The 23,269-nt window shown below is 32.0% G+C and carries 24 protein-coding genes and 1 pseudogene; 15 read left to right on the plus strand and 10 right to left on the minus strand.

The window, feature by feature from the left end:
- The first annotated feature begins 55 nt into the window (after nucleotides 1-55).
- Entirely contained in the window at nucleotides 56-832 is a 777-nt protein-coding gene (locus tag DKT72_RS09585; protein ID WP_111308517.1) for an amidohydrolase, read from the plus strand.
- On the opposite strand, the gene DKT72_RS09590 is transcribed toward DKT72_RS09585, so the two are convergent.
- Nucleotides 822-2,438, minus strand: a complete 1,617-nt coding sequence (locus tag DKT72_RS09590; RefSeq protein ID WP_111308518.1) for an Ig-like domain-containing domain — start codon at nucleotides 2,436-2,438, stop codon at nucleotides 822-824. The two genes, DKT72_RS09585 and DKT72_RS09590, sit on opposite strands and share 11 nt — an antisense overlap.
- A gap of 97 nt (nucleotides 2,439-2,535) precedes the next feature.
- Nucleotides 2,536-4,671, minus strand: a complete 2,136-nt coding sequence (locus tag DKT72_RS09595; protein ID WP_162623284.1) for a CRTAC1 family protein — start codon at nucleotides 4,669-4,671, stop codon at nucleotides 2,536-2,538.
- 343 nt (nucleotides 4,672-5,014) lie between these two features.
- Here DKT72_RS09595 and DKT72_RS09600 point away from each other — a divergent pair, with 343 nt between their 5' ends.
- A complete protein-coding gene (locus tag DKT72_RS09600) occupies nucleotides 5,015-5,353 on the plus strand; it encodes a hypothetical protein (protein WP_111308520.1) in 339 nt (112 codons plus the stop codon).
- Between the two features lie 111 nt (nucleotides 5,354-5,464).
- Nucleotides 5,465-5,809 (plus strand): hypothetical protein, encoded by a 345-nt coding sequence (locus DKT72_RS09605; protein WP_111308521.1) that lies wholly within the window; start codon nucleotides 5,465-5,467, stop codon nucleotides 5,807-5,809.
- A 70-nt stretch (nucleotides 5,810-5,879) separates the two neighbouring features.
- Here the strand turns inward: DKT72_RS09605 and DKT72_RS09610 are convergent, their stop codons facing one another.
- A complete protein-coding gene (locus DKT72_RS09610; protein ID WP_317048433.1) occupies nucleotides 5,880-6,596 on the minus strand; it encodes a ComF family protein in 717 nt (238 codons plus the stop codon).
- 74 nt (nucleotides 6,597-6,670) lie between these two features.
- Between DKT72_RS09610 and DKT72_RS09615 the strand changes: the two genes are divergently transcribed.
- A complete protein-coding gene (locus DKT72_RS09615; RefSeq protein ID WP_111308523.1) occupies nucleotides 6,671-8,212 on the plus strand; it encodes a glycine--tRNA ligase in 1,542 nt (513 codons plus the stop codon).
- Between the two features lie 66 nt (nucleotides 8,213-8,278).
- Here the strand turns inward: DKT72_RS09615 and DKT72_RS09620 are convergent, their stop codons facing one another.
- Nucleotides 8,279-8,749, minus strand: coding sequence for an Lrp/AsnC family transcriptional regulator (locus DKT72_RS09620; protein WP_111308524.1), 471 nt, complete (start codon nucleotides 8,747-8,749; stop codon nucleotides 8,279-8,281).
- Nucleotides 8,750-8,884: 135 nt separating this feature from the next.
- Between DKT72_RS09620 and DKT72_RS09625 the strand changes: the two genes are divergently transcribed.
- Together DKT72_RS09625 and pckA are read left to right on the plus strand one after the other, a co-directional pair.
- The gene (locus DKT72_RS09625; RefSeq protein WP_111308525.1) at nucleotides 8,885-9,271 is read left to right on the plus strand and encodes a DUF423 domain-containing protein; all 387 of its coding nucleotides are present in this window, start codon (nucleotides 8,885-8,887) and stop codon (nucleotides 9,269-9,271) included.
- 71 nt (nucleotides 9,272-9,342) lie between these two features.
- Complete coding sequence (gene pckA / locus DKT72_RS09630) at nucleotides 9,343-10,959, plus strand: phosphoenolpyruvate carboxykinase (ATP) (protein ID WP_111308526.1); 1,617 nt, start codon at nucleotides 9,343-9,345, stop codon at nucleotides 10,957-10,959.
- A gap of 67 nt (nucleotides 10,960-11,026) precedes the next feature.
- On the opposite strand, the gene DKT72_RS09635 is transcribed toward pckA, so the two are convergent.
- Both DKT72_RS09635 and DKT72_RS09640 read right to left on the minus strand, forming a co-directional pair.
- Complete coding sequence (locus DKT72_RS09635; RefSeq protein WP_111308527.1) at nucleotides 11,027-11,779, minus strand: uroporphyrinogen-III synthase; 753 nt, start codon at nucleotides 11,777-11,779, stop codon at nucleotides 11,027-11,029.
- A gap of 15 nt (nucleotides 11,780-11,794) precedes the next feature.
- The gene (locus DKT72_RS09640; protein ID WP_111308528.1) at nucleotides 11,795-12,439 is read right to left on the minus strand and encodes a DUF4271 domain-containing protein; all 645 of its coding nucleotides are present in this window, start codon (nucleotides 12,437-12,439) and stop codon (nucleotides 11,795-11,797) included.
- A gap of 119 nt (nucleotides 12,440-12,558) precedes the next feature.
- Here DKT72_RS09640 and DKT72_RS09645 point away from each other — a divergent pair, with 119 nt between their 5' ends.
- The 3 genes from DKT72_RS09645 to DKT72_RS09655 are packed head-to-tail and all read left to right on the plus strand — an operon-like array spanning nucleotide 12,559 to nucleotide 15,126.
- On the plus strand, nucleotides 12,559-13,284 hold the full coding sequence (locus DKT72_RS09645) for a polyprenol monophosphomannose synthase (protein WP_111308529.1): 726 nt from the start codon (nucleotides 12,559-12,561) through the stop codon (nucleotides 13,282-13,284).
- A 10-nt stretch (nucleotides 13,285-13,294) separates the two neighbouring features.
- Nucleotides 13,295-14,635, plus strand: coding sequence for a dihydroorotase (locus DKT72_RS09650; protein WP_111308530.1), 1,341 nt, complete (start codon nucleotides 13,295-13,297; stop codon nucleotides 14,633-14,635).
- On the plus strand, nucleotides 14,635-15,126 hold the full coding sequence (locus DKT72_RS09655) for a DUF4296 domain-containing protein (RefSeq protein ID WP_111308531.1): 492 nt from the start codon (nucleotides 14,635-14,637) through the stop codon (nucleotides 15,124-15,126). Before DKT72_RS09650 ends, DKT72_RS09655 begins: the two co-directional genes overlap by 1 nt.
- Here the strand turns inward: DKT72_RS09655 and DKT72_RS09660 are convergent.
- Nucleotides 15,089-16,096 carry an NAD-dependent epimerase/dehydratase family protein gene (locus DKT72_RS09660; RefSeq protein ID WP_111308532.1) on the minus strand — a complete coding sequence of 336 codons (1,008 nt, stop codon included), beginning with the start codon at nucleotides 16,094-16,096 and terminating at the stop codon, nucleotides 15,089-15,091. The two genes, DKT72_RS09655 and DKT72_RS09660, sit on opposite strands and share 38 nt — an antisense overlap.
- An 87-nt stretch (nucleotides 16,097-16,183) precedes the next feature.
- On the opposite strand from DKT72_RS09660, the gene tyrS reads away from it, so the two are divergent.
- A complete protein-coding gene (tyrS, locus tag DKT72_RS09665) occupies nucleotides 16,184-17,479 on the plus strand; it encodes a tyrosine--tRNA ligase (protein ID WP_111308533.1) in 1,296 nt (431 codons plus the stop codon).
- A gap of 211 nt (nucleotides 17,480-17,690) precedes the next feature.
- Here tyrS and DKT72_RS18545 read toward each other — a convergent pair.
- The 3 genes and pseudogenes from DKT72_RS18545 to DKT72_RS09680 form a co-directional block, all read right to left on the minus strand.
- Nucleotides 17,691-17,936 (minus strand): annotated as a pseudogene (locus DKT72_RS18545) (YHS domain-containing (seleno)protein); the annotation flags it as partial.
- A gap of 152 nt (nucleotides 17,937-18,088) precedes the next feature.
- Complete coding sequence (locus tag DKT72_RS09675) at nucleotides 18,089-19,069, minus strand: LuxE/PaaK family acyltransferase (RefSeq protein WP_111308534.1); 981 nt, start codon at nucleotides 19,067-19,069, stop codon at nucleotides 18,089-18,091.
- Nucleotides 19,070-19,149: 80 nt separating this feature from the next.
- Nucleotides 19,150-19,491 (minus strand): T9SS type A sorting domain-containing protein, encoded by a 342-nt coding sequence (locus DKT72_RS09680; protein WP_111308535.1) that lies wholly within the window; start codon nucleotides 19,489-19,491, stop codon nucleotides 19,150-19,152.
- 200 nt (nucleotides 19,492-19,691) lie between these two features.
- Between DKT72_RS09680 and DKT72_RS09685 the strand changes: the two genes are divergently transcribed.
- The 5 genes from DKT72_RS09685 (at nucleotide 19,692) to DKT72_RS09705 (ending at nucleotide 23,245) form a co-directional block, all read left to right on the plus strand.
- Nucleotides 19,692-20,372: a response regulator transcription factor gene (locus DKT72_RS09685; protein WP_111308536.1), complete on the plus strand. Its 681-nt coding sequence runs from the start codon at nucleotides 19,692-19,694 to the stop codon at nucleotides 20,370-20,372.
- Nucleotides 20,373-20,375: 3 nt separating this feature from the next.
- Nucleotides 20,376-21,419, plus strand: a complete 1,044-nt coding sequence (locus DKT72_RS09690; RefSeq protein WP_111308537.1) for a sensor histidine kinase — start codon at nucleotides 20,376-20,378, stop codon at nucleotides 21,417-21,419.
- A 185-nt stretch (nucleotides 21,420-21,604) separates the two neighbouring features.
- The gene (gene trmB, locus DKT72_RS09695; protein WP_111308538.1) at nucleotides 21,605-22,279 is read left to right on the plus strand and encodes a tRNA (guanosine(46)-N7)-methyltransferase TrmB; all 675 of its coding nucleotides are present in this window, start codon (nucleotides 21,605-21,607) and stop codon (nucleotides 22,277-22,279) included.
- Between the two features lie 3 nt (nucleotides 22,280-22,282).
- Nucleotides 22,283-22,912, plus strand: a complete 630-nt coding sequence (locus tag DKT72_RS09700; protein WP_111308539.1) for a lysine transporter LysE — start codon at nucleotides 22,283-22,285, stop codon at nucleotides 22,910-22,912.
- Between the two features lie 3 nt (nucleotides 22,913-22,915).
- Nucleotides 22,916-23,245: an MGMT family protein gene (locus DKT72_RS09705; protein WP_111308540.1), complete on the plus strand. Its 330-nt coding sequence runs from the start codon at nucleotides 22,916-22,918 to the stop codon at nucleotides 23,243-23,245.
- Nucleotides 23,246-23,269: the final 24 nt, after the last annotated feature.

A 23,269-nucleotide genomic window follows, 5' to 3' on the forward strand; every position in this document is an offset into this window, starting at 1 on the left:
AAAAAACCATTAATAATTTGCATGTGATGAGGTTTAAATTAAGTATTTTTAGAGTATGCAAGATAAACTTACCATAGCCATAATTCAGTCTGATTTGATTTGGGAAGATCCAAAACAAAATCGAAAAAATTTCTCTGAGAAAATTGAAGCCATTAGTGACCGGATAGATATTATTATACTTCCTGAAATGTTCTCAACAGGTTTTTCAATGAATGCTGTACAATGGGCAGAACCCATGGATGGTAAAACCGTTATGTGGATGCAGAAAACAGCTTTAGAAACCCATGCGGCTATTGTGGGAAGTTTAATTATTAAAGAAGACAACAAATTTTATAACCGACTGCTTTTTGTTGAACCCTCAGGTGCCATCACACATTATGATAAACGGCATACGTTTACTTTGGGAGGTGAGGATAAAGTATTTGCTTCTGGTATAGAAAAAGTTATTATCGATTATAAAGGTTGGAAAATCTGTCCGTTAATTTGTTACGATTTACGTTTTCCTGTTTGGGCTAGAAATACTGAAAATTATGATGTTTTGATGTATGTTGCCAATTGGCCAAAACCTAGAGTCATGGCTTGGGATACATTATTAAAAGCCCGTGCTATCGAAAATATGAGTTATTGTATTGGTGTAAATAGAGTTGGAGAAGATAAAGACCATAATGAGCATTGTGGGCATTCTGCTGTTTACGATGTATTAGGAAATAATATTACGCCAATAAAGCCCAATAAAGAACATACAGAGATTGTGACTTTAGAAAGGAATCATATTAATTTCTATAGAAATAAATTACGGTTTTTGGACGATAGAGATGAATTTACCTTTTAATCAAATCGAAAGCGTCTTCGTAATCCCAATCTGCTTTAATGGCATCTCCTTTGTTTAAATTGAAATAAATGGACTCCTCGGGTTGAATTTTTTTAAGAAAATTTCCGGAATCATATTGACCGTTGCCATTTTTATCAAAAGTTATTTTAACAAGATAATTGCCCGGTGCTACATTTAAAAAATCTAAAACATCTTGTTTTGTAGAATACTGTTCATATTTAACCTCCCCTTTTTCGTTAGTTAATTGCACAATAATAGGATAAGTGGCATTTGTTAACCGTATTCTTACATTGCCAAAAGCATTTTTTTTAGGCGTATTTAATTTGTAATTTAACGAGTCATTTGAATCTCCAAAAAGATCTGTAAAAGTTTCTGGTAATATGCTTATATTATAATTATTATCTTCGGTTTTTTTAAAATTTAAGGCCAGAGAGTTTGTAATCGTATCAAATGTTGAAGTAAAAACAACTTCGGTAGAATCTTTATCTATAATAGCTATTTTAGAGATGTCAAACGATTTAAAGGGGGTTGTTCCAGAAATTTTAAAGTCCTGATCATATCCAATATTTCCTTTAGGGTCTGCATTAATCACTAAAGTATCTCTTTTGTTATTTTTTAATCTCACAACAAAGTCTTTGTCAAAACTTTGTTTAGAAACATTAAAAACCAAAGAGTCCATCTCTAATTTTGGTTGATACCAATAATAAAGCGTATCGGTTTTAATATCTTTTGTTATTCTAGAAGAGAAACCATCCGGGACATCAGATTTTAAAGTAATTTGCATGTCTTGATAACTGCCTTCATAGCCAAAAGCAATTTTTTCACCCGAAACCAATTGTGGTCTGGTTGCATTAAAATTGGTTTCTTCTTTAAAAAGTTTTAAGGTGTATAGCGAATCTGTTGGGACGTTAATAAAACTTTTGTGGAACGCTATTTTATCCGTTTTTTGCTGAAATTTATTATCGTTATTTTCATCTTTTAAGGCAACTAGCATGTATTTGCCTTCCTTTACATTGTCTATTGAAAAAGTAGTTGTGCTATCTAAAGTATTGGTAATATATTTAGGCGGTTTTTTGTAAATAATGGAGTCGGTAAATGTAGAATCTACTTCATATAACATCACAGATACAAACGTATCTGGAGCTTGTTTTTCGGCATCTAAGATGCTCCCTTTAACTGAAAGTGAATCTATATAATCGCCCGTAGAAAACACATATTTATAATATGGATACGGATTACCTTCGTTATTATCGGTTATACTATTTCCAAAATTGAATGCATATGTAGTATTGGGTTGTAGCGTGTCGTAAATTTTAATGGTAATGTATTTACTGGCGCTTCCCAAAGGCGTTATTTCTGGTTGTGTATTCATGGGAGGCGAAATAATAAGTTGCTTCTGTAAATCCTTTATTTTAATATATTCATTAAAATAAATTTTAATTTCTTTCCCATTAAAATGTATAGAATAATTTTCTGGCTCAGCATTTGTAATCTGAGGTGGGTCAAGATCTTTAGGACCTCCTTGTGGCGTGCCACGATTAGCACAATTAATAAAAAGTGAGCTTATAAAAATTATTAAAATAAAATTCGAAAGGGTCTTATTCATTGCCAAAAGAAACGTTTGCACAAACCTACATAATTTTAAAGATATAACGTAAGGGTTAAGTTTGATTTATATAACGTTGTAAACATTAATAAATTTTTTAAATATTCAAAGGTTTTATATCTACTACTTGTGGTTGCGGATTGCCTTCCAGAATTTTATAAAAGGAATTTAAATGAATGTTTTTAAATACTTGTTGAGCGCCACTACCAGCCCAAGTGATTTTTAATTGGGTTATTTCTGAAGCTTTGCCTAAACCAATTTCGGCTCTTAAGGTGGAGCAACCAAAACTGCCTCCAGAACTTATTGTATGATAGATGTTTCGTTGTTTCCCATTTTCTAGAATAGTTACTTCTAGTTTACTACCAATGGCCGATCGATTTGCTTTTGTGCCTTCTAACCTAATCGACACCCATTTATTATCATCTTGATAAGGGTTTTTATAAACTGAATTGAAAAATACGTCACCCTCCATAGCACCACCCATAACAACATGTATATCTTGATCGCCATCATTATCAATGTCAGAAAAAGACACGGCATGACCTTTTTGTATGTTTCCAAATCCTCCAGTAGTAGTCACATCTTGAAAAGTGTCTCCTAAATTATTTCTAAAAACTTTATTTGGAATAGTCGATTGAAAACTAACTTCGCCAGTACTAAGAAATATATCTACATAACCATCATTGTCCAAATCACCAAAATTAGCACCCATAGCATATCCAATTCGATTAAGCCCGACTTCAGCAGATACATCAGTAAAAGTACCACCATTGTTTTTGTATAAACGCATGTTTTCTGCATTATATGGTTCTTTTAAATATTCATGGACAATATCAGATGCAATTGGAAAGAAGCCATTTCTATCATATCCAGCCACAAAAATATCTAACAATCCATCATTATTATAATCAAAAAACCATGTAGGAAAGCTAGAAATTTTTTCTCCCAATCCTACACTTTCACCAACTTCACTAAAAGTAAGATTTCCAGTTTTGTCGATACCGTTATTTAAAAATAATAGGTTCTTATCCGTAGCATGAAGTGTTGATACATATATGTCCATCCATCCATCATTATTAAAATCTCCACTTGTTACCCCTTTTACATAGTAGAATTGTTGAGCATCACTAACAGAAACACCTGCGTCCAAAGCCTTGTTAGAAAAAGTCCCATCCCCATTATTTATGTACAATTCACAGGGATGTATACTTTCTTTTTCTGATTCATTTCCAATAAATAAGTCTATCCATCCATCGTTATTAAAATCTGCCCATGTTGCAGTTTGTGTAGGATTAAAGGAAAGCAACCCAGCTTCAATAGTTACATCTGTAAAGGTGTTATCTCCATTATTCCGCAAAAGGGAGTTGGGATGCTCTCCCATCGCACCCATCCAAGCACCTCTTAAAATAAATACATCTAAAAAACCATCATTATTATAATCGGCCTGTATCATATTTAATCCACCACCAGTTTCCATGATACCAGCTGTTTCAGATTTTTCAGTAAAACTGCCATCCCCATTATTTACAAAATATCTTAAATGCTGATTAGGAAACCAACTAGAAACCATGACATCTAGCAGATTATCATTGTTAAAATCATCAACAATACCTCCTCCAGATAATTCATTAACGTTCAAGCCTAATTTGGGAGCTATATCATCGAATTTTTTTAATGGATATTCTGATTGAAATGCACTTTCAGGAATTAACCATTCTTTACGAACACCAGAAGGATATTCACCCAATGTCATATAGGCGATATTTAACAGCCAACGACTTACCAAATCGTGTGAGTTTTCACTTAATATCTTTTCATATAAAGCAATCGCTTTTCTCGAACCATCTTGCATATGATGGTACCCATTGGGGGCAATGGGAACAATGCATGAAGCTGAAGCATCATGATGATGTATACAGTTTTCTTGTTCTCCCATTCGCATATATGACAGAGCTAGCAAAGGCGCTATTTTTGATTCTTCTTCTGAATCTAAAGTGTATCTTAACAAGCCATGATTACTTTTTTCCAAAAGGGTTTCTAAAACCTTAATGGCTTCTTTTGTTTTTCCGGCATATAAAAGAGACTCTGCTTTTTTTAAATTAAAACCATCTTTTTGATTCTCAGGAACTACTTTAGAAATACTATCAAAATAAGCGGCTCTAGCTGATGCTGCATAAAAATTTTTATGTGCAAAGAATTGTTCTTCTCCAGTTTTTTTAATTAACTCGGCCATGGTTGTTTCTTTTTTACCACATGAAGTAATTATTAATAACAGAAATAAGATTTTTAATAAATTTTTAGAAACATGGAGCTTATTGTAGCAATATATTAATAACACGAGTGAGTCTGGATTATAGTTTAAAAAACATATAAAAATAACAAATAAAATATAATAACTAGATTGCTATACCATATTAATTATATCGTTCACTTATTATATGATTTTTTGAAATCTAGATGTTAACAGTCTAAATTTTATACAATTAAACCATTTCGTATGAATGGAGTCTAATAAAAGATTGAAAAGTTATACATTATTAAAAATTCATTTTACCAACAATTAAACTAAAACAATTATGACAAAAAAAATTTTCATCCTACTATTCTTTGTGGGAAGTATGGCCACTTTTGCTCAAAGCAAAATTGATGGCAAATGGAAAGGTACTCGTGAAGGACAAAATGGTACCATAGAATTAAATTACACTTTTAAAGTCGAAGGTGATAAACTTACTGGAACTTGGGTAACACCAAGAGGTGAGAATAAAATTGAAGACGGAAAAGTTGATGGTAAAAAGTTCTCTTATACCATGTCTTTTGGAGACATGACCATAGAAAACCATGGTGAATTAGTAAGTGACAATGAAATTGTAATCAAGACTCAAAGAGGTGAGATGAAACTTACCAGAGTAGAGTAAATCAAGGATTTTTTAAACCTCAAAGAATAATTATTTATTTGAGGTTTAATTTTTTACCAAAATTCGAATTTATTTTATAAATTTCAAATTCCAATTAAACAAAACTAAATTATGACAAAAAAATTTTTTATTTTATTATTTCTTGCGGGATGTTTTTCCACATTTGCGCAAAGTAAGATTACTGGAGACTGGAAAGGAACAGCAGAATCTCCAAACGGCGTATTTGAATTAAATTATACTTTTAAAGCTGAAGGCGATAAGCTTACAGGTGCTTTAAAAACAGAATTTGGTGATACACCAATAGAGAATGGAAAAATTGATGGAAAAAAGTTTTCTTATACACTTTCTTTCAATGGTGATATGGTAATAAATGTTACAGGGGAACTTCTTAGTGATGACGAAATTTCAACTAAAACAGACATGGGGGAAACAAAACTTAGTAGAGTAAAATCTTAAGTTTAAATCTAAAACCTATAAAAGACCTCGAATATGCTTAGAACATATTCGAGGTTTTTTTTAAAATAAATCAAGCGATTGCCATACAAGCAACACTTACTTTAATATTTTTTGCATGGTTTAAAGTAGTAATGCAGGCTTCTAAAGTGGCTCCAGTTGTTACAATATCATCTACCAAAAGAATATGTTTGTTTTCAATTAAAAAGGTGTTTTTAATAGTAAATAATTCATCGGTTTTATTCCATCTTGTAAATTGATTTTTGGTAGTCTGTGATGTGGTATCGGTTATTTTTAAAAGAACATCATCTCGATAATCTGCATGTAAGCACTCTGCAATTTGTTTGCCAAAACCAGCTACTTGATTATAGCCCCTATTTTTTAATTTCTTTTTATGAAGAGGAACGGGTATCACGATGTCTATATCTTCGTAATTCTTTATAGTTTTTAATTCGCCACCCAACCAATCTCCTAAAAATGGACTAATTTGCTCATAACCTTTATATTTTAATCCATGAATAAGCTGTTGCACAAGACTTTTCTTTTCAAATCGAAATAAAGCTGTACCATAGGCAACCTTAACCCTGCCGTAAAATATTTTGGTGACACTATCATCATTATTAAAATGAAAATTCGTTATGGGTAAATTGTGCCGGCAACTTGTGCAAATAGTATCTTCATTATCATGTAAATAATTAAGACAAGCATAGCATACTTTCGGAAAAAATAAATTGACTAAAGATTTCAGCATGACTAATGAATAGAATTGAGCTTCAGTAAACTTAGTCAAAAAATAAATGAATTAAGAACATAATTTTTAACAAAGACTTCCATTTGTTTGAATCGCTTTTTTATTTTTGCAGCATGGTAAATCAAGAGGATAAATTTAAAAAGGTAATATCTCATGCAAAGGAATACGGATATGTGTTTCAAAGCAGTGAGATATACGATGGGTTAAGTGCCGTTTACGACTATGCCCAAAATGGAGCGGAATTAAAGAAAAATATACGCGATTATTGGTGGAAAGCCATGGTGCAAATGCACGATAATATTGTAGGCATCGATGCCGCTATTTTTATGCACCCAACCACTTGGAAAGCTTCTGGACATGTGGATGCCTTTAATGATCCATTAATAGATAATAAGGATTCTAAAAAGCGTTATAGAGCCGATGTGTTGATTGAAGACTATTGCGCAAAAATTGAAGCTAAAATAGATAAGGAAGTTGAAAAGGCAGAAAAACGTTTTGGAGATACTTTTGATAAAAGCCAATTTTTAGCAACCAATCAGCGTGTGGTTGAATACCAGGAAAAAATAAATACAACACTTTCACGAATGGCTAAATCTTTAGAAAATGAAGATTTGGCAGATGTAAAAGCCTTAATAGAAGAGTTAGAAATTGCAGACCCTTTAACCGGTTCTAGAAATTGGACCGAGGTTAAACAATTCAATTTAATGTTCGGCACAAAACTAGGAGCATCTGCAGAAAATGCGATGGATTTATATTTACGTCCAGAAACTGCTCAAGGTATTTTTGTGAACTTTTTAAATGTGCAAAAAACAAGCCGATTAAAAATTCCTTTTGGTATTGCACAAACTGGAAAAGCGTTTAGAAATGAAATTGTCGCTAGACAATTTATATTTAGAATGCGCGAGTTTGAACAAATGGAAATGCAGTTTTTTATTAAACCAGGTACTCAAAAGGAATGGTTTGAACACTGGAAAGAAACTAGAATGAAATGGCATTTATCGTTAGGGATGGGAACAGAAAATTATCGTTTTCACGATCACGAAAAACTAGCTCATTATGCAGATGCCGCTACTGATATTGAATTTAAATTCCCATTCGGATTTAAAGAATTAGAGGGTATTCATTCAAGAACGGATTTTGATTTATCCCAACATGAAAAATATTCTGGAAAAAAATTACAGTATTTTGACCATGAAGATAATGCCAGCTATACGCCTTATGTTTTAGAAACGTCGATTGGTTTAGATCGTATGTTTTTAGCGGTATTTTCCAATTCATTGGTGGAGGAGGAATTAGAGAATAATACAATACGCACGGTTTTAAAATTACCTGCAGTTTTAGCACCTATTAAGGCCGCAGTGTTGCCATTGGTTAAAAAGGATGGTTTGCCAGAAATCGCCAAACAAATTATAGACGATTTGAAATGGGATTTTAATGTGGATTATGATGAAAAAGATGCCGTAGGAAGACGTTACAGAAGGCAAGATGCTAACGGAACGCCATTTTGTATTACCGTCGATCATGACACTTTAGAAGACAATACAGTGACTATTCGTCATAGAGATTCTATGGAGCAACAACGTGTTAAAATTGAAGATTTACGCGATATTATCAAGAAAGAAGTTGATGTGCGTTCTTGGTTAATGAAGATGTAATGAATTTCTGAAAAGACAGTAAGCATAGATATAAAAAATCCCAAACAATTTTCTGTTTGGGATTTTTTATATCTGCAATTGTCTATCGATCTGTTGGTCTAAAGACACAAAGGTTTCCGTTCTTAAAACCCCAGAAATGGTTAAAACATCTTCATTTAAAATATGCATTAAATGTGCATTGTTCTTACTTATTACTTTTATAAATAAACTCCAATTGCCAGAAGTAAAGTGGCATTCTAAAACTTCAGGAATTCTTTTTAGAAGTTTTACAGCATCTAAATGACTCATGGTTTTGTCTAAGTAAACACCAACAAAAGCCAAAGTAGTATAGCCTAAAACTTTATAATCAATAATGCATTGAGAACCAGATATCAAGCCGGATTTTTCTAATTTCTTTAAACGTTGATGAATGGCAGCACCAGAAATTCCAACTAATCTTGCAATTTCAAGAACAGGTGTTCTAGCATCTTGCATAAGTGAACGTAATATTTTTTTATCAATTCCATCAATAACAATGTTTGTAATTTTAGGTTTCATTTAAAGTTTTGTTATAATTTAAAACATAAATTTAAACATATGATTTTAAATTGAAACCATGTTATTCAATCTATTATTACCTTATTAATTAACTTTGTATTCGGTCACAACATTATACGGTCTAAACATTATAATATGAACAAGAGAATATTAATTACAGCATCTATTTTAGGAATTATGAGTATTATTTTGGGTGCCTTTGGAGCACATGCTTTAAAGGAATTGATCTCCCCAGAAATGCAGCAAACTTTTGAAACTGGGGTAAGATATCAAATGTATCATGCACTTTTTTTACTGTTTATAGGCACAACGTCTCTTGTGTCAGATAAAACAAAAAATATTATTTATTATTTGATTGTTATGGGTGTTATCTTCTTTTCAGGATCTATTTATGGTTTGGCAACAAATACCTTAACAGCCTTCAATTTTAAAAGTATTGGATTTATTACACCACTTGGTGGATTGTGTTTTATAATTGCTTGGGGAATTTTATTTGTGGATTTGATAAAAAAAAATGAATAATTTCATTTTTTATACCGAAATCTATAATGGAATCATTTAATTTTGCATAATAATTCAATTAATGAAATATTATGGCAAACTACAACCAATTTACGAAAACGATTTCGTTGGAAAACCATGGAATCAAAAATGCACATGTAAACTATCAATTATCACCAGAAAAACTTCATGACATAGCAATAGCTTCGGGGCAAGGTGTTGAAGCTTCTTCTGGTGCATTGGCTGTTAATACAGGTGAATTTACAGGGCGCTCCCCTCAAGATAGGTTTATTGTAAAAGATAATCTTACAAAAGATAGAGTTTGGTGGGGTTCGGTAAATATTCCCTTTGATTCAGATAAATTTGAAAAACTTTACAAGAAGGTTTCTAGCTATTTATCAAACAAAAATCTTTTTGTTAGAGATTGTTTTGCATGTGCAGACAAGGATTATCAATTAAGTATCAGAGTTATAAACGAATATGCTTGGAGTAATCAATTTGCATATAATATGTTTTTAAGACCGACAGACAAAGAACTTGAAGCTTTTGAACCAGAATGGACAGTGATTAATGCTCCAGGTTTTATGGCTAATCCTGAAGAAGATGGTACAAGACAACATAATTTTGCTATTTTGGATTTTACAAGAAAAATAGCCTTAATTGGGGGTACGGGCTATACAGGGGAGATTAAAAAAGGTATTTTTTCAGCATTAAATTTTATACTCCCAGTTTTTAAAGAAACACTACCCATGCATTGTAGTGCTAATGTAGGTAAAGAGGGCGACACTGCTATTTTCTTTGGACTCTCGGGAACAGGGAAAACTACCTTATCTACAGATTCCAATAGAAGCTTAATTGGTGATGATGAACATGGATGGACATCAGATAATAAGGTTTTTAATTTTGAAGGAGGCTGCTATGCTAAAGTGATCAATCTTTCTAGAGAGCATGAGCCTGAAATATATGATGCCATTAAAAAAGGAGCTATTCTTGAAAATGTGATATTAGATGCTAATAAGTATGTAGATTTTTCAGATACTTCTATTACAGAAAATACACGAGTAAGCTATCCCATTGATTTTATTGAAAATATTCAAAAACCATCTATTGGTAAAAATGTAAGAAACATTTTCTTTTTAACGGCAGATGCGTTTGGTGTGTTGCCTCCTATTTCAAAATTAACACCTAGCCAAGCAGCCTATCATTTTATATCTGGCTATACAGCTAAAGTTGCAGGTACAGAAGCTGGTATTGTAGAACCACAACCTTCTTTTTCAGCATGTTTTGGAGCCCCTTTTATGCCATTACATCCTGCTAAATATGCTGATATGTTAAGTAAAAAAATGATAGCCTTAGGAGTTAACGTTTGGTTGGTTAATACAGGTTGGACAGGAGGGCCTTATGGTGTTGGAACACGTATGAAGTTAAAATATACCCGTGCTATGATTCATGCCGTATTAAATGGCGATTTAGGACTATATTCTTATGATAACTATCATATACATTCTGTATTTGGAGTCGCGCAGCCCAGAGAATGTCCTGGCGTACCTGCAAGCGTTTTAAGTCCAAGAGCAACATGGAACAATGATGAGGCTTATTATACAATGGCTTTTAAATTAACGAATGCTTTTAGAGAAAACTTTAAAAAATTTGAATCACATTGTAGTGAAGAAATTAGACGTGGAGGCCCACAACGTTATGCCTTTTAAAAAAGTAAAAAGAGCGATTTCTATTTTGAGAAATCGCTCTTTTTTATTAGGATAAATAATACTAGTATTATTTATTGGCTTTATTTACTTTTTCAATATATTTTTCCAAAGCCATTGTCATAGATGGGGTGTCTGGCGTAGGTGCTGGAATATCAATTCGTAACCCTTTATCTTCCACAGCTTTGATAGTTGTAGGACCAAAGGCCGCAATGCGTGTTTCGTTTTGTTTAAAATCTGGAAAATTATGAAATAACGAATCTATTCCCGAAGGGCTAAAAAACACCAAAACATCATAGTAAACATCTGCTAAATCTGTGAGGTCACTAATAACGGTTTTATAAAAAATAGCTTGCTTCCAATTAACCCCTAAAGCATTCAAGGTGTCTGGAACTTCTGGTTTTACCTTATCTGTATTTGGTAATAAAAATTTCTCGTCCTTATATTTTTTGATTAAAGGCGACAATTCAGAAAAAGAACTTTTCCCAACATATATTTTACGCTTTCTATACACTACATATTTCTGTAAATAAAAAGCAACTGCTTCAGACTGGCAGAAGTATTTTAAAGTATCAGGAATTTTAAAACGCATTTCTTCAGCAACTCTAAAAAAATGATCAACAGCATTTCTGCTAGTTAAGATAATAGCTGTATAGTTATTTAAATCTACTTTTTGCTGTCTTACATCTTTAGCAGAAACACCTTCAACATGAATAAAAGGTCTAAAATCTATTTTAACTTTTTGTTTTTCCTGAAGATCAAAATATGGCGAATTCTCTATTTTCGGTTCTGGTTGAGATACCAAAATGGTTTTCACTTTCATGGGCGTGAGTAGTTTTTAGGCATTAAATACTTTGTATAAAATGATATAAGGTGCGATTTCAAGTGTGCAAAGATACAAAATAAAATAAAAGAAGTTTCTTTTTAGTAAACTTTGATGGGCTTTAATTGTTGTAATCGCGCCAATTATATTAACAATTAACATTAAAATAATGATGATATACAGAATTTTTAAACTAGGGCTAATACTGAATAACAAAAGCGCATTTATGGGTAACAATAAAATACCTAAGTAATTTTTATAGGTTATTTTTTGAAAAAGATAGTCATCTATTAATTTGTCAATTTCAAATAGGCTTCCTATTAAACGTTCAAATAGCACTTTAATTAATATAAAAACACCAATACCTACAGCCAATTTAAACATTAAATTGATTGATGGTTCTGTGTTTTTAATAGTAAAAGCATAAATTAAAAATCCAAAAATGGACGCTGAAATAACTAAATTTATAAAAAGCAAGGCATCAAATTTGTCAAAAAATTTTTGCTCTTTTAAATATATTTTTAGGTATTTAGAATTTCCTAAAACAATTATAAAGTCATCAAAACGTTTTGGAGAAACTAACTTGGCAATGGCAATAAAAACAAGGCCAATAACCATTAAAATGGTAAACAATTCGTATGAAGTGGCATCTCGAAGCATGCCATAAAATTATTATAAATATTCACACATTGTATGTAATTATTAAGGAATATTTAAAAAAAAGAGTCTTATAAATAATGTACATTTGCCAAAAAAGTAGGTTTTATTTACATTACCATATGCAGGACGCCATTGTCATCATACCAACTTATAATGAAATTGAGAATATTGAGGCTATTATTAGAGCCGTCTTCTCGCAATCAAAAGATATTCATCTGCTTATAATTGATGACAATTCTCCAGATTTAACAGGGATGAAGGTTAAAGAACTCCAAAATGAGTTTCAAGGCAAACTGTTTTTGATTTCTAGAAAGGAGAAGCAAGGTTTGGGTACCGCTTATATCTACGGATTCAAATGGTGTCTAGCCAGAACTTATAAGTATATTTTTGAAATGGACGCCGATTTCTCCCATGATCCTAAAGATTTAATAAAACTATATGATGCTTGCTCGTTAGATGGCGCGGATATGTCTATAGGTTCTAGATATGTAACGGGAGTGAATGTCGTTAACTGGCCTATGGGAAGAGTCCTCATGTCTTATTTGGCATCTAAATACGTGAGGATTATTACTGGTATGAAAATTAATGACACAACAGCTGGTTTCGTATGTTACAAAAGAGAGACTTTGAACGCTTTAGATTTGAATAAAATTAAGTTTATTGGTTATGCGTTTCAAATAGAAATGAAATTTAAAACCTACCTTAAAAAATTTAAAATTACTGAAGTTCCAGTTATATTTACAGATAGAACTAAAGGGGAATCCAAACTAAGCAAAGGCATTATTTCTGAAGCGATATTTGGAGTTATGTCTATGAAATTTAGAAGTATTTTAAGGAAGTATTAAGGCCATGAAGATGAAAACCATACTCATAAAAAATGCCCATATTGTTAATGAAGGAACAATATTAAAAGGCGATATTTTAATTGAAGGAGATTATATAAAGGAAATTAACGACTCTATAAGTGCGAAATCTGCAGACGTTATTGTTTTTGATGCTGAAGGCAAATATGTACTGCCAGGGGTGATCGATGACCAAGTACATTTTAGAGAACCTGGCTTAACACAAAAAGCGACTATAGAAACAGAGTCTAAAGCAGCTATTGCTGGCGGTATCACCTCTTTTATAGAAATGCCAAATACCAATCCGCAAACAACGACTATAGAAGAACTAGAGAAAAAATTTGAGATCGCTTCTAAAACATCATCAGCAAACTACTCATTTATGTTTGGTGGCACTAATGATAATTTAGATGAAATTTTAAAAGTAGACCCTAAACAAGTAGCGGCATTAAAATTGTTTTTAGGCTCATCTACAGGAAATATGTTAGTTGACAATCCCGAAGTTTTAGAAAATATATTTTCTAAAACCAAGTTGTTAATAGCTGTACATTGTGAAGATGAAGCCACTATAAAAACAAATCTTGACATTTATAAAGATAAGTTTGGGGATGATATACCTATAAAATACCATCCAGAGATAAGAAGTGCAGAGGCTTGTTATTTGTCTTCTTCAAAAGCTATTGAATTGGCAAAAAAAACGGGAGCAAGATTGCATGTTTTTCATCTATCAACAGGTATTGAAACCGATTTATTTAGTAATAAATTGCCATTAAAGGATAAGAACATTACAGCTGAAGTTTGTATTCATCATCTATGGTTTACCGATAAAGATTACGATAAAAAGGGAACTTTAATAAAGTGGAATCCAGCGGTTAAAAGTGAAGAGGATAGAGAAGCATTATGGGAGGCCCTTTTAGATGATAGAATTGATGTGATTGCCACCGACCATGCGCCACATACTATAGATGAAAAGAAAAACGTTTATACTAAAGCACCCTCGGGTGGCCCATTAGTTCAGCACGCACTTCCTGCTATGTTAGAAATGTACCATAAAGGAAAGATTTCTATTGAAAAAGTAGTGGAGAAAATGTGCCATAATCCCGCCATATTATTTCAAATTGAGAATAGAGGGTTTATTAAGGAAGGGTATTTTGCGGATTTGGTCGTTGTAGACTTAAACAATCCGTGGACGGTTAAAAAAGAGAATATATTGTACAAATGTGGCTGGTCTCCGTTTGAAGGAACTACATTTAAATCTAGAATTACCCAAACTTTTGTAAATGGAACTTTGGTTTATAATAATTCTAAAATTATTGATATAAAAGCAGCTAAGCGATTAACTTTTAATAGATAATGTTAAAGAAATTTTTTCCATATATTTTTGTTTTATTGTGTGTAGTGTCTTGCTATAAATTTAAGGAACCGGAAAAACCTAAAAATTTAATTTCTAAGGCAGATATGGTTAATATTTTAATTGATTTAAAGCTAATAGTATCTGTTACTGCACCAAATGATATAAAAGTTCTTGACAGTGCTAATATTAAATCAGAAAATTATATTTATAAAAAATATCATATAGATAGCACTCAATTTGCCTTAAGTAATAATTATTATGCATTCCATCTTGAAGAGTATGATGATATTTATAAAAAAGTAAAAGATAGCTTAGAAGCTCTTAGTGCTTTTTATGAAGCATTGGAGCAGACAGAATTAAAGGAACAAAGAATAAAAGATTCTTTAAAATTGGTGGTAAATAAAGATTCAATTAAAAATATTAGCACAAAAACCAATTTAAAAAAGGAATTGGTTAAACCTCTTTCAAAAATAGATTCCCAACTTGAGTAATTGTTTTTTCAACAGATTCAAATTCAAAATTCAAAGCTGTTTTTATTTTATTGTTGCTATAAAACGTTTCTGTAGATAAAGATTGGCTTAATTTTTTTGTTAATTCTCTAGGCTTGCCCGTTACAATGTGTTTTAACCAATCCAATCTCCAAATAATTTCTAAAAGCCAAGCAGTAGCTAATTTTTTAGGAGGTGTTTTGTTAACAGATCTTGCCATGGTCTGTAAAAACTTTTTTAAAGTCCAATTTTCTGAAACTAGTATAAAACGTTCGTTTACAATATCACTTTTTAACAGAGCTATCATACAACACACCACATCTTCTACAGAAACCAAAGAAATGGTTCCGCTAGTGTAATATTTTAAACCTGTATGGGCTTTTTTAAATAAACTCCCACTTCCGTTGTCCCACATACCTGCACCTAAGATAACGCTTGGATTAACAATCACGACATCTAATCCTTCTTGGGAAGCTCGCCAAACTTCCATCTCAGCACCGTATTTTGTAATGGCGTATACATTATTATCCGTTTCTGGATTCCAAATAGTTTCTTCAGTAATGGCTTCTTTATTAATAGCTTGTCCTAATGTTGCAACAGAACTCACATAACAAAGTTTCTTAATCTCATTTGAAATGCAAAAATTCACAATATTGGCAGTGCCTTCAATATTGACTTTTCTTAATAAATGATATTTGTTGGGCTCAAAAGATACCAAAGCAGCACAGTGATATACATAAGACACATCCTTGAAAGCTTCGGTCAATGATGGAATATTTAAAATGTCAGCCTGAATCCACTCAATCGCTTCAAAAAGAGGTTTATAGTTGTCTGTATACGTAGAAAAAACATTTTGGACCTGTTTTAATGAATTGCCATCCCTATAGATGGCTTTAATTTTTTCATGGCTACTTGCAAGCTTGTAAAGTAAATGTGAACCAACTAAACCTGTACCTCCTGTTACTAAAATCATGCAACTAAATTAAAGAATTATTCATAATTCTGAAGTAATTGTGCATTGATTTTTATCTTTGCCCTGATTTACTAAAAATTAAAATTAATGATGAAGAATTTTGTTGAAGAATTAACATGGAGAGGCATGATACATACTGTTATGCCAGGAGCAGAAGAACATTTAATGGAAGGCATGCGAAGCGCTTATGTTGGTTTTGATCCTACAGCTGATTCTTTACACATAGGGAATTTAGTGCCTATTATGTTGTTGGCACATTATCAGCGTTGTGGACATAGACCAGTAGCTTTAGTTGGTGGTGCAACAGGTATGATTGGCGACCCATCAGGTAAATCTAACGAACGTAATTTGCTGGATGAAAAAACGTTAAGACACAATCAAGAATCTATTAAAAAACAATTATCCCATTTTTTGGATTTTGAAAGTGATGCAGAAAATGCAGCGGCGTTAGTGAATAATTACGATTGGATGAAAAATTTTTCATTCCTAGAATTTATTCGCGATATAGGGAAGCATATTACTGTAAATTATATGATGGCTAAAGATTCTGTTAAAAACAGAGTTTCATCTGATGCTTCAGAAGGCTTGAGTTTCACAGAGTTTACTTATCAGTTGGTTCAAGGGTACGATTTTCTTCATCTATATAAAGAAAAAGATTGTTCCATTCAAATGGGGGGCAGTGACCAGTGGGGAAATATAACGACTGGAACAGAATTAATAAGAAGAGTTTCTGGCGGGAAAGGTTTTGCCATTACATGTCCATTAATTACAAAATCTGATGGTTCTAAATTTGGGAAGTCTGAGGGTGGCAATGTTTGGTTAGATGCTAACAGAACATCACCCTATAAATTTTATCAATATTGGGTAAATTCTAGTGATGAAGATGCTGAAAAATACATTAAAATATTTACGTTTCTAACTGAATCAGAAATTAATAGTTTGGTTGAAGAACACAAAGGAGCACCACATTTAAGAGTGTTACAGAAGCGTTTAGCTGAAGAAATCACCACCATGGTGCATTCTAAAGATGATTTGGAAAATGCTATAAAAGCTAGTGAGATTCTGTTCGGAAATTCTACAAGCCATGATTTGAAGCAACTTAATGAGCAAACCTTTTTAGATGTATTTGATGGTGTGCCTCAAACGGAAATTTCAAAAGTAGATACTGAAAACGGATTGAGTATCATTGCAGCTTTGTCTGAAAAAGGTGGGTTTTTAAAGTCTAATGGTGAAGCCAGAAGAGCCTTAAAAGAAAATTCAATTTCTGTAAATAAAGAAAAAGTAGATGAAGAGTATATCATCACTTCAAAAGATTTGATAAACAATAAGTTTATATTGCTTCAACGTGGTAAGAAAAATTATTTTGTTTTAAGAATTGTTTAAAATAAAAAAAGCCTGATTTTAAATCAGGCTTTTCAAACTAACCAACTAAACTATAAATTTATGAAAATCTTTCTTTTTCATAGCATTAATTTGGACGATTATTTTTTATAAAACTTACACGAAAATTAATTTATTTTTTAGATTTTAGTTTCTCCTAATTTTTCTCCGCTTTTTCCTTTAGCATTTTAGGATTTTCTTTTTGCTGCAATTCTCACATATTTGTTCCCTGGACATTATAAAACAAGTAAAGTTTATCGTTATTTATAGATGCTTTATCATTTTTTGTGCCTGTAGCATAAGCACCATAACCACCATACAGAGGGATGTGTTTTTTCGCATTTTTATTGAATAATATCATGTTTTCTTTAGAAGCAAATTTATCGTTTACCCCATCATGTTTGGAGGTGAATTTCTTGTCGCCTTCTATGGCTTTGTTTTCAAAATAAGCAACCACATCATAACCTTCTGCTACAAAACCTTTTTTTGTGTTCTAGTCTATAGATTGTGAAAAAGTAGATGCAGTAACTAGAAAGAATAAACCGATTGAACATCTCATGGTATTAATTTTTGCTGCAAGTCCGAAATACATCAGATAACTTACATTGGTACTTAAATAACCATAAGGTTGCAACCGCGAATATCGGAATTATCAAAGCGGCCAATCACTTCAAAAGAACCATTTTTATAAACTTTTCCTAAATCTTGAGTAGCAATGAAAGAGCAAGAGTTTATATTGGCTAAATCAATAATGTTGATGCCTCCGGTTTTTTCCGCAGGATGTATACTTAATGCATCTTCAGTATCTCTGGTTAAAATCCGCATCCAACTTGGGCAATTAAAAAGACCATGTCCTTTAGAGTAAGCCTGACTTAACAATTCGGTCATGCCATATTCGCTATGGATGGTTTCAACACCAAAACCTTGCTTTAATGTATCGTGCAACTCTTTTCTAATTAATTCTTTCCTACGACCTTTCATACCTCCAGTTTCCATAATTATGGTGTTTTTTAATTGAAAATGAAAGGTTTCTACTAAATCTAATAAGGCAAAAGAAACACCAATAAGAAGCACTTTTCTGCCTTTGGACTCTAAGTCTATTAAGGTGTTTTTTAATTCTGAAATATTATTGAGATAAAAACCACTTTCCTTGTAACCGGATAGCAAAATCATAGCTTCAACCATATAAATTAATGAGGAGCCTTCACGCTCTAAATATGAGGGGAGTAAAGCCAGAATGGTATAATCTTTAATGGAACCATAAAACGATTCAAAACCTTTTATAAAACTGCTTCTATATATGTCTAAATCGGTGACAGGATGTTTACTTGTAATACTTCCAGTTGTTCCGGAACTTGTAAACGTTGTTTCAATAGCATTCGTATTACTAACGATATTATGGGTTTTAAAAAACTGAATAGGCAAAAATGGTATTTGTTGTATGTTTTTTACATCGCTAGGGTGTATATAAAGTAAATCGCAAAAAGAACGATACACTTTATTGTTGTCAAACTGAAATTTGAAAACCTTTAAAGCAAAGTCATCGAATTCCTGTTGATTGGTTATGTTAAAAATGGAATTAAAGTCTATCATACCTATTGAATAAAACAAAAGTATATAAAATAAAAAAGCGTTGCTACTTGCAACGCTCTTAAAATAATATGTTTTGTTACTTATTTAATAACCAGTTTTCTTGTTTCGCTAATATTGTTTTCAGTAATCTTTAAAATATAAACTCCGGTATTAAGAGAAGAAATATTTAGCTCTTTCCCAGTTAAAACAGTTGAATACACTTGTTTGCCTAAAACATTATATATTTCAATATTTTTAGAAAAATTTTTCTTTGTGGTAATGTTTATATAGGTTCTACCTTCTGTAACTGGATTCGGATAAATAGATAACCCTTCTATGTTTTGTTGGGTAGGGGCATTACTAAAACTGCTCTGAGAAAACCCTTGTTGGGTTATCAAAAAAGCTAAAAAAAGTAATGTAGTTAAAACGTAGTTTTTTTTCATAGTTGTCTATCTATTGTAAAAGTAATAAATTACCACAAAAGATATACCAAAAAAATGTTAAAGATTTAAAGAATTCATCGAAAGTTATTGTTGTGTAAGTTGTGAGTTACCATATTGTTATTTATTTAAGAATATTAATAAATTTATGTTATTAGTTTTATCTTTACAATTGCAATAAGCTTTAAACTTATTTTCTATAAATGAATAAAAGAGATATTAAAATACTTTTGGTAGATGACGAGCCAGATATATTAGAAATTGTAAGTTATAATTTGTCTAATGAAGGATATCAAGTCATTACTGCTGAAAATGGCGTAGAAGCTGTAAAAAAGGCTAAAAAAGAACTTCCTCAATTGGTTATTCTTGATGTGATGATGCCGGAAATGGATGGTATTGAAGCCTGTGAAATAATTAGGAAGGATCCGAATCTAAAAGATGTTGTTATTACTTTTTTAACAGCAAGAGGGGAAGATTATTCTCAACTGGCTGGTTTTGATGCTGGAGCAGACGATTATATTACAAAACCAATCAAACCAAAAGTGTTGGTAAGCAAAGTGAAGGCGTTACTAAGACGATTTAAAGACGAAGAGGTTAAAGACACGGTAAAAATCGGAAACTTAGTTATCAATAGAGATGAATATAAAATAGTTTTAAAAGGAAAAGAGATAATTTTGCCAAGAAAAGAGTTTGAATTATTATCTTTACTAGCCTCTAAACCAGGAAAAGTGTTCAAACGCGATGAAATTCTCGATAAAGTTTGGGGAAATGAAGTAGTTGTGGGAGGTAGAACGATTGACGTGCATATTAGAAAATTACGTGAAAAAATTGGAGATGATTGTTTTAAAACCATTAAAGGAGTTGGCTATAAGTTTGTAGATTAATTAATGCAGGTAAAACTTAAAAAAACATACAGGTTTGCGATAAGAACATCGTTTTACATAACTTTATTTATAACGCTCTTAATGAGTGTTTTTTTATATTATTATTTTGAACCCAAATGGCACATTATCATTGCTTTTGCGATAAGTTGCTATATGTTTTCATTTATTGTCATTCAGTTCAGGGTTGAAAAATTTATATATAAGCGTGTTAAAAAAATATATGATGATTTGACACTTCTTGAATCCACCAATTTTGCTAGAGGTCCTATCAATACAGATATGGCTACATTAACCCAAGAAATAGACAAGTTTGCCCGCGATAAAAAATTAGAAATAGAAACCCTTAAGGTTAGAGAACAATATAGAAAAGAATTTTTAGGCAACGTGTCGCACGAATTAAAAACACCTCTCTTTACCATTCAAGGTTATATTTTAACTTTGCTCGATGGGGCGATGAATGATAAAAATATTAGAGAAAAATATTTGCAGCGCGCCAGTGAAGCTGTGGAAAGGCTAAGTTATATCGTTACCGATTTGGATATGATTACCAAATTGGAAGTTGGCGATTTAAGATTGAATGTAGAGCATTTTGATATTATAGAATTGGCAAAAAACGTATTTGCCATGATGGAAATGAGAGCTGCCAAAAAGAAAATCACGCTCACTTTTGATATTGATTATCCTAATCCAATAATGGTAAGAGCTGATAAAGAGCGTATCCAGCAGGTATTGGCAAATCTTATAATAAATTCTGTAAAATACGGAAGGGAAAAAGGAACGACAGAAATTAGTGTTGAAAATCTCATTAAAAATAAAGTCATAGTTCGTGTTACCGATAATGGAGAAGGTATTGAAAAAGTGCATTTACCACGTTTGTTCGAACGTTTTTATAGGGTAGATAAAAGTGGTTCACGTAAAGAAGGTGGCTCAGGCTTGGGGTTATCTATAGTCAAGCATATCATAGAGGCACACGACGAGAAAATTTATGTAGAAAGCGAGTATGGGGTTGGTAGTGAATTTTCATTCACGCTCGAAAAGGCTAAATAACCATTATAATATGTAAAATTTAACGCTTCAAATCCTTTCCATCATGGTAGTGGAACTGGATGTATAAAATAATGAATTCATTTTCATCCGGTTGAACTTTAGCTAAATTCTACTAAATTCAAAGATGGTAATATTATACTCTTACATATTTCCTTAATTTTACCAAAAAATAAGAATTTAATAGATTGGGAAGTAAAAATAAACTTAGAAGATTCAAGGAAAACGAAACATTCTCGAATGTGTTTCAACCAAACAGAGATGAACTTATTAATGAGGAATTTGGATTAAAGAGTCATTGGAATACCACTTTTTTTAAAAATGACCATCCTCTGATTTTAGAATTAGGCTGTGGTAAAGGAGAGTATTCCATAGCTTTAGCAAAAAGATATCCTAACAAAAACTTTATTGGTATAGACATTAAAGGTGCTCGGTTTTGGCGTGGAGCAAAAACAGCAGTGGAAGAAAAAATTCCTAATGTTGCTTTTTTGCGGACACAAATAGAATTGATAGAGTATGCTTTTGGCAACAATGAAGTGGATGAGATTTGGATTACTTTTCCGGATCCACAAATAAAATACAAGCGTACAAAACATAGAATGACTAATTCTGAGTTTTTAAATCGTTATAAAAAAATTCTGAAGCCAGATGGTATAGTCAATTTAAAAACCGATAGTGAATTTATGCATGGTTACACTTTAGGTTTATTGCATGGTGAAGGACATGAAGTGCTTTATGCCAACCATAATATCTACAAACAAGAAGGTAGCCCCGATGAGGTGACAAGTATTCAAACTTTTTACGAATCTCAATATTTGGAAAAAAACAAACCAATTACGTATATTCGATTTAAAATTAAATAGTTAGTGAGTATAACCATTGTCTTTTTTCTAGGTTTTTTAGCTGCATTAATAGGTGTTGTTCCTCCTGGCTTGTTGAATATGACTGCTGCAAATATTAGTTTAAGAGAAGGGTATGCCAGAGGTATTATGTTCTCGGTAGGCACTTGTGTTATTGTATTTGTACAAACATTTATTGCGGCAATTTTCGCTAGATACATGAGCAATCATTTAGAAGTTGTTGAAGTGCTTCAAAGAGTGGCATTCATCATTTTTATTCTCATCACTATCTATTTTTTATTTATAGCAAAAAAATCAACAAAACCATCCGTAGAATTAAAAATAAGGAGTAAACACAGTCGGTTTTTTCAAGGGATGTTGCTTTCTGCTATTAATGTACTTCCTATTCCTTATCAAGCCTATACAACCATTACTTTAGCGTCTTTTGGTTGGTTGGAGTTTGACAAAATCAGTATTCTAAGTTATGTCTCTGGAGCTGTTATGGGAACATTCGTTATGCTTTATATGTATATTTTCTTTTTTGATAAAATAAAAGGGAGATCCTTTACGTCTCAAAAAAATATGAATTATATTATTGGTGGCGTTACAGGTGTCATTTCAATCATCACGTTGATAAACATTATTAAAGAAATGTAGTTTATGCAACAAGAAACTCTTAATTTTTTTGAGAAAGTTTATCAAGTAGCTCTCTTGATTCCTTATGGTAGAGTAACCAGTTATGGTGCCATAGCTAATTATCTTGGAGCTTCTAGAAGTGCACGCATGGTCGGTTATGCCATGAATGGTTCTGTAGAAAAAAATGTGCCAGCGCATAGAGTTGTCAATAGAAAAGGATTGCTAACAGGGAAACATCATTTTGATGGCACTAATCTCATGCAACAGCTTTTGGAAAGTGAAGGTATTCAGATAATGGATAATCAAATACAAGATTTTGATAAGGTGTTTTGGGATCCCGTGAAAGAATTATAATTATTTCCTGATTTTTTAAACTTT

The sequence above is a fragment of the Confluentibacter sediminis genome (assembly GCF_003258355.1).
In the GTDB taxonomy this organism is placed as follows: domain Bacteria; phylum Bacteroidota; class Bacteroidia; order Flavobacteriales; family Flavobacteriaceae; genus Confluentibacter; species Confluentibacter sediminis.

Coding starts and splice junctions, on each gene's coding strand:
- DKT72_RS09585 (WP_111308517.1), top strand. CDS start 56: ATGCAAGATAAACTTACCATAGCCATAATTCAGTCTGATTTGATTTGG.
- DKT72_RS09590 (WP_111308518.1), bottom strand. CDS start 2,438: ATGAATAAGACCCTTTCGAATTTTATTTTAATAATTTTTATAAGCTCA.
- DKT72_RS09595 (WP_162623284.1), bottom strand. CDS start 4,671: ATGGCCGAGTTAATTAAAAAAACTGGAGAAGAACAATTCTTTGCACAT.
- DKT72_RS09600 (WP_111308520.1), top strand. CDS start 5,015: ATGACAAAAAAAATTTTCATCCTACTATTCTTTGTGGGAAGTATGGCC.
- DKT72_RS09605 (WP_111308521.1), top strand. CDS start 5,465: ATGACAAAAAAATTTTTTATTTTATTATTTCTTGCGGGATGTTTTTCC.
- DKT72_RS09615 (WP_111308523.1), top strand. CDS start 6,671: ATGGTAAATCAAGAGGATAAATTTAAAAAGGTAATATCTCATGCAAAG.
- DKT72_RS09620 (WP_111308524.1), bottom strand. CDS start 8,749: ATGAAACCTAAAATTACAAACATTGTTATTGATGGAATTGATAAAAAA.
- DKT72_RS09625 (WP_111308525.1), top strand. CDS start 8,885: ATGAACAAGAGAATATTAATTACAGCATCTATTTTAGGAATTATGAGT.
- pckA (WP_111308526.1), top strand. CDS start 9,343: ATGGCAAACTACAACCAATTTACGAAAACGATTTCGTTGGAAAACCAT.
- DKT72_RS09635 (WP_111308527.1), bottom strand. CDS start 11,779: ATGAAAGTGAAAACCATTTTGGTATCTCAACCAGAACCGAAAATAGAG.
- DKT72_RS09640 (WP_111308528.1), bottom strand. CDS start 12,439: ATGCTTCGAGATGCCACTTCATACGAATTGTTTACCATTTTAATGGTT.
- DKT72_RS09645 (WP_111308529.1), top strand. CDS start 12,559: ATGCAGGACGCCATTGTCATCATACCAACTTATAATGAAATTGAGAAT.
- DKT72_RS09650 (WP_111308530.1), top strand. CDS start 13,295: ATGAAAACCATACTCATAAAAAATGCCCATATTGTTAATGAAGGAACA.
- DKT72_RS09655 (WP_111308531.1), top strand. CDS start 14,635: ATGTTAAAGAAATTTTTTCCATATATTTTTGTTTTATTGTGTGTAGTG.
- DKT72_RS09660 (WP_111308532.1), bottom strand. CDS start 16,096: ATGATTTTAGTAACAGGAGGTACAGGTTTAGTTGGTTCACATTTACTT.
- tyrS (WP_111308533.1), top strand. CDS start 16,184: ATGATGAAGAATTTTGTTGAAGAATTAACATGGAGAGGCATGATACAT.
- DKT72_RS09675 (WP_111308534.1), bottom strand. CDS start 19,069: ATGATAGACTTTAATTCCATTTTTAACATAACCAATCAACAGGAATTC.
- DKT72_RS09680 (WP_111308535.1), bottom strand. CDS start 19,491: ATGAAAAAAAACTACGTTTTAACTACATTACTTTTTTTAGCTTTTTTG.
- DKT72_RS09685 (WP_111308536.1), top strand. CDS start 19,692: ATGAATAAAAGAGATATTAAAATACTTTTGGTAGATGACGAGCCAGAT.
- DKT72_RS09690 (WP_111308537.1), top strand. CDS start 20,376: ATGCAGGTAAAACTTAAAAAAACATACAGGTTTGCGATAAGAACATCG.
- DKT72_RS09705 (WP_111308540.1), top strand. CDS start 22,916: ATGCAACAAGAAACTCTTAATTTTTTTGAGAAAGTTTATCAAGTAGCT.